This window comes from Streptomyces sp. 15-116A (genome assembly GCF_025290915.1).
In the GTDB taxonomy this organism is placed as follows: Bacteria; Actinomycetota; Actinomycetes; order Streptomycetales; family Streptomycetaceae; genus Streptomyces.
The window spans coordinates 1-5,286 of record NZ_JAOCQE010000361.1 but is presented as its reverse complement, the minus strand read 5'-3'; the positions used below and the strand labels follow the sequence as shown (position 1 = coordinate 5,286).

The window sequence follows — 5,286 nt, the reverse complement described above, 5'->3', positions numbered from 1 at the left end:
GCCGCGGGCGTCGGGGGCTTCGTAGGCACCGGATCGCGTGCGCGACGGGCCGGGGCGTGCCGGGCGTCGCAGGGCAGGCGGGGCTTTGCGGACGCTCCCAGGACCAGCGCGCCTGGCGGGCGGGGGCGCCGGCTCCCCAGGAACTGCCGCTAGCTCGCCTGCCGGGCGGGCGCGCCCCGTACCTCCAGGCCGTCCAGGAGTTCGGCGGTGGCTTCGGCGATCGCGTCCACGGCCCGGTCGAACACCTCGCGGTTGTGAGCGGCCGGCGCCCGGAAGCCGGACACCTTCCTCACGAACTGCAGCGCGGCGGCACGGATCTCCTCCTCCGTGGCCTCCTCGGGCAACGCGGGCGGACGCAGGGTCTTGATACTCCGGCACATGCCCCCAGTCTGACCCCTGACCGCCGCCCGATCCACGATCGGGTGAACCCTGGAGCCGACCCCCGAGTAACTCGCCGCTCAAAATCGAACAGGCGTATCATTGGGCTGTGGCTGCGACCTATGACTTTCCGAGTGACCTCCTCGCCGGTCAGGAGGAACTGCATCAGGTCCGGGCCGAGCTGTCGGCCCTGCTGAAGCGTCTCCCCTGGTCGGTCGAACCCCTCGACGGCTTCAGCGACGAGGGCGGCTGGCGCAAGATCGAACGCCCCGCCTCGCCCGGCTGGACCGAGGACGAACAGGCCGAGGTGGAGAAGCTGCGCCGCCGCGAGCACGAACTCGCGGTGTTCGTCAGCACCCACCGCTACTGGTCCGAACTCACCGGCGCCGACCGGGTACACGCCCGCGCCCAACTGAAACACGCGCACGAGGACTAGCTACTCCACGCTGCCGGCGCTGCCGGCGGGCAGGGTGTGGTAGGCAGGCCTGGTGATCAGCCGACTCCCTCTCGACCAACAACTCGAGTCCCTGCGTTCGGTGCTGTCCCGCAACCACGTGTTGTCGGAAGTGCTGGCGCGAACGGGGGCATTGGGCCTGCCGGGGTGGTATGTGACGGCCGGCTGTCTGTTCCAGACGGTATGGAACGTGGTCACAGGGAGGCCCCCGACCAGCGGCATCAAGGACTACGACATCTTCTACTTCGATGGCAGCGATCTCTCCTGGGAGGCGGAGGACGCAGTGATCCGGGCCGGACGGAAGGTCTTCGCCGATCTGCCCGCAGAGGTCGAGATCAGGAACGAGGCACGGGTTCACCTCTGGTACGAAGACAAGTTCGGCGTCCCGTGCCCGCCGTACGACTCCGCCGAGGCGGCGATCGACAGCTTCGCCGCAACGACGTGCTGTCTGGGAGTACGTGTGGAGCCGGACGGGCGATGGCGGGTCTATGCGCCTCATGGGCTGTCGGACGTGTTCAACCTCGTCCTGCGTCCGAACCCGGTGCTCGCCCCGCGCTCGGTCTATGAGACCAAGGCGGCGCGGTGGCAGGAGGAGTGGCCTGGACTGATCGTGCTGGACTGGCCGTCCACGGACACCACGGCGACTTAGACCTCGATCACGTTCGTGACCGGCCGGGGAACATACTCAACGACCATTCGCGGTGATCGCGGTCGTCGTCCTTCCGGGGTTCGGCGTCGCACGCCTCACAGCTGCCGCAACGCCGGTCACCCTCGGCAGTGTCGGAGCAGCCGCCGCTAGCACCAGGACATGGAAGAGCCAGCGGCTGGTGCCGGGGGGTCGGAGAGGACTTGCGGGCCTACTCGGGCGGTCGGTTGTACGACGCCAGCGTCGCCTTGTCTGTCGAGGCGTCCAGGAGACGCAGTTCCCACGGGCCGGTGTTCACGTCGAACTCCTTGCCGAAACCGACCCACTTGCCCGCCATCCGGCGGCCGGTGGGCTCGGCCAGCATCTGGATCGCCCCGAAGTACCGCGCCCCGCGGTAGTAGCCCTCGCTCGCCGTCTGCTCCGTCCACGTGCCGGTGACCGTGTTCCCCTCCACCTGGAGATCCAGGGTGAGCGGGCTGTCCGGGTTCAGCGAGGCGCCGGGCAGGCTGCGCCCGGTGAGCCGGTTGCCGTGTTGGAGAAGGACGACGTGGTGCTTGCCGGTGAAGACCTGGTTCCCTCGCCCGCTGGAGACGTACTCGTAGGTGCTGAGCCAGATCCCCGTGTAGTTCGCCCGGGGGGCTGCCTGCGCGGCCGGGGAGCCCTTGGCGGCCAGGGGGCCGTTGGCCACGGGGATGCCCAGGGGCGAGTCCTCGAGGTCGTGGCCGCCGTGTCCGTCGTCGGAGATGCGGGCGAGCGTGGACGCCGGGAAGCCGAGGGCCTCGATGGGCAAGCCGGTCACGGCCTCGAGGGCGCGCGCGTACACCGGACGCGGCGCAGCCGTGGTGCCGGATTCCCAGCGCTGCACGAGGCGCTTGGAGGCGTCGTTCGGGGCGCCCGCCTGCTCACCGGCTTCGCGGATCGCGCGGGCGAATTCGTCCTGGGACATGAGCAAGCCCATACGGACCGCCCTGAGGGTTCCGTTCGGAGTGGCCATGTGCTCGACGGTAGCCCTATCCCGGCAGGAATGACACCGAAATGACGCCCTGCGTGTCGCCGCTATGACGCCCTCTCTGTCGTCGCGCGCAGACAGTAACCGCGCGAACGTTCTCGGTGACGAACTGCCCCGGGCCGCCTGCAACGGCCCCGCCGACTGCTGGGAGTCGACATGACGCACCGTACTGCCGCGCAGCTCCCCCCGTGGGAGCCATGGAGACCTCTGCTCGAGGTCCCCGCCACAGCCGTGGACGTGCTCCTTCTGCCGCACCGGGACACCGTCACGGACGCCCAGGCCCGAGGTACAGCGTGCGTCTGGTGCGCGAGCGCCCCTCTGAGCGCCGAGACGGCGGTCGACCTGGGTGAGCAGAAAGCTGCAGGCCCGACCTGGTATCCCCGATCCTGCAGGGGCTGTGCGGCCGAACGCGCGCACCGCGGTCTGTTCGACCATGCCCCGATGTGCGAGCAGTGCGCGGACGAGGCGAGCCGCTGCGAGGTCGGCCTGATCCTGTACCGGCTGATCCGTCAGGGCCGCCACCCGTAGCCCGAAGACTCCCCGCCCGGCCCGTGAATCCCGCGAAGAACCCCGGCCGGGCGGGGCCGACCCCATCCGCACGAAGCGAAGGAGATCACTGTGAGCGTACCTCCGCACCCCGGCCCCGACCCGGATCCGATCCCGGCGTTACCCCGCATGCTCATCACCGACGAGCAGTTCGCCAGTTGCCGCAGCACGGTGATGGACGTCAACCCCGGCATGTCCGAGGAGATGGCCGGCCGCGTCGTCGAGGAGGGCCTGAAGTTCGTCGCGGCCTGCTCGCACAACCCGGAGGTGGGCCTGGCGCCGTCGCGGATCGTCGACGAAGGCTGGCACGCCCTGCTGCTGCACACCGCCATGTACGCCGAAGTGTGCGAGAGGCTCGGCGGCCGGTTCGTCCACCACTACCCGGGCTATGACCCCACCCACTACGATCCGCCGATCCTCGACCGGACCCGCGAGGCCGTCGCGGCGCTGGGCTGGGAGGCCGACCCCGAGCTGTGGGGGCCGCCGTCGGACGAGACGCTCGTGTCCGTGGCGGCGAAGTGCCAGCACGCCCCGGAGTGCACCATCCGGCCGATGCCGAAACCGGAACCTCCCGTCGTGTAACCCCGTAGCCTGAGCGCGGAGGTGGCTATGTCCGAGTGGATCGACCCGCGGTACGCGGATCTGGTGGCGGCGTGGAAACGCGCGCAGCAACCGGACTCCAGTGACACGCAGAAGCCGCGGCCGGTGCGGGGCTTCGCAGTCCCGCGCAAGCCCTGACCGCCCAGCCGGGCACCGCGCCAAGGCGGAAACCACGGCCCCGATCGGCGTACCCGTCGCCGGTCAGGGCCACTGGTTCACCCATAGGCACTCGAGGCACGAGAACGGCCCCCCGGAATGATCTCCGGGGGGCCGCAAGACCCAGCCGCGCTGAGCCACAGCTACTGGTGGGCGCGGACGGTTTCGAACCGCCGACATCCTGCTTGTAAGGCAGGCGCTCTACCCCTGAGCTACGCACCCGGGCCCGGGCGTTGCGCGCCCAGGACGAGTCGACAGCCTACCTTGCCCGGGGCACCGTCCGGCAAACCCGTATCGGGGGTCCGCGTCCGGGTCTCCCTGGGGTTATCCCCACCCCGGATCCGGGAGCGGCCCGGATCCTTTGCCGGCCCCCGGATCCGTACGGTCGAAGAGCGCTCGAAGGCGCCCGTATCCGTCCCAGGGGGAGACCGTCATGACCCGCACGAGCCGTACGTCCCGCATCAGCACAGGCCGCCGTACCTGGGACCGGGCGCACGGCACCGGTGCCGCCCGGCTGGCGCTCGCCGGGATCTCCGTGGTGCTCATCGCGGGCGTGACCGCCTGCGGGGCGTCGGCCGCGGACGACAAGGACCCCGACCACCGCTCCTTCGGCCTCCAGGGCCGCACCCTCACCATCGACTCCGACGACTCCGCCCTCGAAGTCGTCGCCGACGAGCAGGAACGGGGGAAAATCGAGGTCACCCGCTGGTTCCAGGGCACCGTCGCGGTCGGCTCCGACCCGGAGGTCACCTGGTCCATGAAGGACGACCGGCTGACGCTGCGCGTGAACTGCTCCGGCATGGTCGCCGACTGCTCCGCCAAACACCGCATCGAGGTGCCCCGCGGCATCGCCGTGAAGGTCGAGTCCGGCGACGGCAGCGTACGCGCGAAGGGCTTCCGCGACGCCCTCAGCCTGCGCACCAAGGACGGATCCGTCCATGTCACCGACACCTCCGGCCCCTTGCAGCTGCGCACCGGCGACGGCTCGGTGCGCGCCGAGGTCTCCTCCCGCACGGTGCGCGCCCGGACCGGCGACGGCTCGGTCCGCCTCGAACTCGGCGCCGTGCCCGACCGGGTGGACACGCGCACCGGCGACGGCTCCCTGACCATCGAGCTGCCCCGCGCCGCCTACCGCGTCACCACCGACACCGGTGACGGCGCCGAGGACGTGTCCGTGCCGCGCGACGACTCCAGCTCCCACGAGGTGACCGCCCGCACCGGCGACGGCAAACTCACGGTCCGTACGGCGAACTGACCGACCCGTGTGTTCGTCTTGTACCGGTGGGAGAATGACACCGGGCAGGGCGAACGACAGTACGGGAGAGGGATGTGACGGCGACACCAGCGCAGCCGTACTCGCCGTCGAAGCCGCGCGTGCGCCGCGCGCGCGGCCTTGTTCCACCGCCGGCCGTGCGCGACGTCCTCACCCTGGTGGGGCTGCCGCTCCTCGCCGCGCTGGCGCTGCCGGCCGCGTTCGCCGGCGGTGGCACCCGGCGC

At 70.7% G+C, this 5,286-nt stretch carries 8 protein-coding genes and 1 tRNA gene; 6 read left to right on the top strand and 3 right to left on the bottom strand.

Annotated features, from left to right (window positions below; all coding sequences use genetic code 11):
* Positions 1–149: 149 nt before the first annotated feature.
* Positions 150–380, bottom strand: a complete 231-nt coding sequence (locus N4P33_RS32200) for a DUF2277 domain-containing protein (RefSeq protein WP_260830480.1) — start codon at positions 378–380, stop codon at positions 150–152.
* A gap of 107 nt (positions 381–487) precedes the next feature.
* On the opposite strand from N4P33_RS32200, the gene N4P33_RS32195 reads away from it, so the two are divergent.
* Positions 488–814 (top strand): hypothetical protein, encoded by a 327-nt coding sequence (locus N4P33_RS32195; protein ID WP_260830479.1) that lies wholly within the window; start codon positions 488–490, stop codon positions 812–814.
* A gap of 52 nt (positions 815–866) precedes the next feature.
* Positions 867–1,481 carry a nucleotidyltransferase family protein gene (locus N4P33_RS32190; RefSeq protein ID WP_260830478.1) on the top strand — a complete coding sequence of 205 codons (615 nt, stop codon included), beginning with the start codon at positions 867–869 and terminating at the stop codon, positions 1,479–1,481.
* Positions 1,482–1,689: 208 nt separating this feature from the next.
* Here the strand turns inward: N4P33_RS32190 and N4P33_RS32185 are convergent, their stop codons facing one another.
* Positions 1,690–2,472: a DNA-binding transcriptional regulator gene (locus N4P33_RS32185; RefSeq protein ID WP_260830477.1), complete on the bottom strand. Its 783-nt coding sequence runs from the start codon at positions 2,470–2,472 to the stop codon at positions 1,690–1,692.
* Between the two features lie 171 nt (positions 2,473–2,643).
* Between N4P33_RS32185 and N4P33_RS32180 the strand changes: the two genes are divergently transcribed.
* The 3 genes from N4P33_RS32180 (at position 2,644) to N4P33_RS32170 (ending at position 3,771) form a co-directional block, all read left to right on the top strand.
* The gene (locus N4P33_RS32180; protein ID WP_260830476.1) at positions 2,644–3,015 is read left to right on the top strand and encodes a hypothetical protein; all 372 of its coding nucleotides are present in this window, start codon (positions 2,644–2,646) and stop codon (positions 3,013–3,015) included.
* A 147-nt stretch (positions 3,016–3,162) separates the two neighbouring features.
* Positions 3,163–3,615 carry a hypothetical protein gene (locus N4P33_RS32175; protein ID WP_260830481.1) on the top strand — a complete coding sequence of 151 codons (453 nt, stop codon included), beginning with the start codon at positions 3,163–3,165 and terminating at the stop codon, positions 3,613–3,615.
* Between the two features lie 27 nt (positions 3,616–3,642).
* On the top strand, positions 3,643–3,771 hold the full coding sequence (locus N4P33_RS32170; RefSeq protein WP_260830475.1) for a hypothetical protein: 129 nt from the start codon (positions 3,643–3,645) through the stop codon (positions 3,769–3,771).
* A gap of 165 nt (positions 3,772–3,936) precedes the next feature.
* On the opposite strand, the gene N4P33_RS32165 is transcribed toward N4P33_RS32170, so the two are convergent.
* Positions 3,937–4,011, bottom strand: a tRNA-Val gene (locus N4P33_RS32165).
* Between the two features lie 211 nt (positions 4,012–4,222).
* Between N4P33_RS32165 and N4P33_RS32160 the strand changes: the two genes are divergently transcribed.
* Positions 4,223–5,044: a DUF4097 domain-containing protein gene (locus N4P33_RS32160; RefSeq protein ID WP_260830474.1), complete on the top strand. Its 822-nt coding sequence runs from the start codon at positions 4,223–4,225 to the stop codon at positions 5,042–5,044.
* The last annotated feature ends 242 nt before the right edge of the window (positions 5,045–5,286 follow it).

What these genes read in the sequence shown, in the direction of transcription:
- N4P33_RS32200 (WP_260830480.1), bottom strand. Translation starts at nt 380, where the DNA reads ATGTGCCGGAGTATCAAGACCCTGCGTCCGCCCGCGTTGCCCGAGGAG.
- N4P33_RS32185 (WP_260830477.1), bottom strand. Translation starts at nt 2,472, where the DNA reads ATGGCCACTCCGAACGGAACCCTCAGGGCGGTCCGTATGGGCTTGCTC.
- N4P33_RS32180 (WP_260830476.1), top strand. Translation starts at nt 2,644, where the DNA reads ATGACGCACCGTACTGCCGCGCAGCTCCCCCCGTGGGAGCCATGGAGA.
- N4P33_RS32175 (WP_260830481.1), top strand. Translation starts at nt 3,163, where the DNA reads ATGCTCATCACCGACGAGCAGTTCGCCAGTTGCCGCAGCACGGTGATG.
- N4P33_RS32170 (WP_260830475.1), top strand. Translation starts at nt 3,643, where the DNA reads ATGTCCGAGTGGATCGACCCGCGGTACGCGGATCTGGTGGCGGCGTGG.
- N4P33_RS32160 (WP_260830474.1), top strand. Translation starts at nt 4,223, where the DNA reads ATGACCCGCACGAGCCGTACGTCCCGCATCAGCACAGGCCGCCGTACC.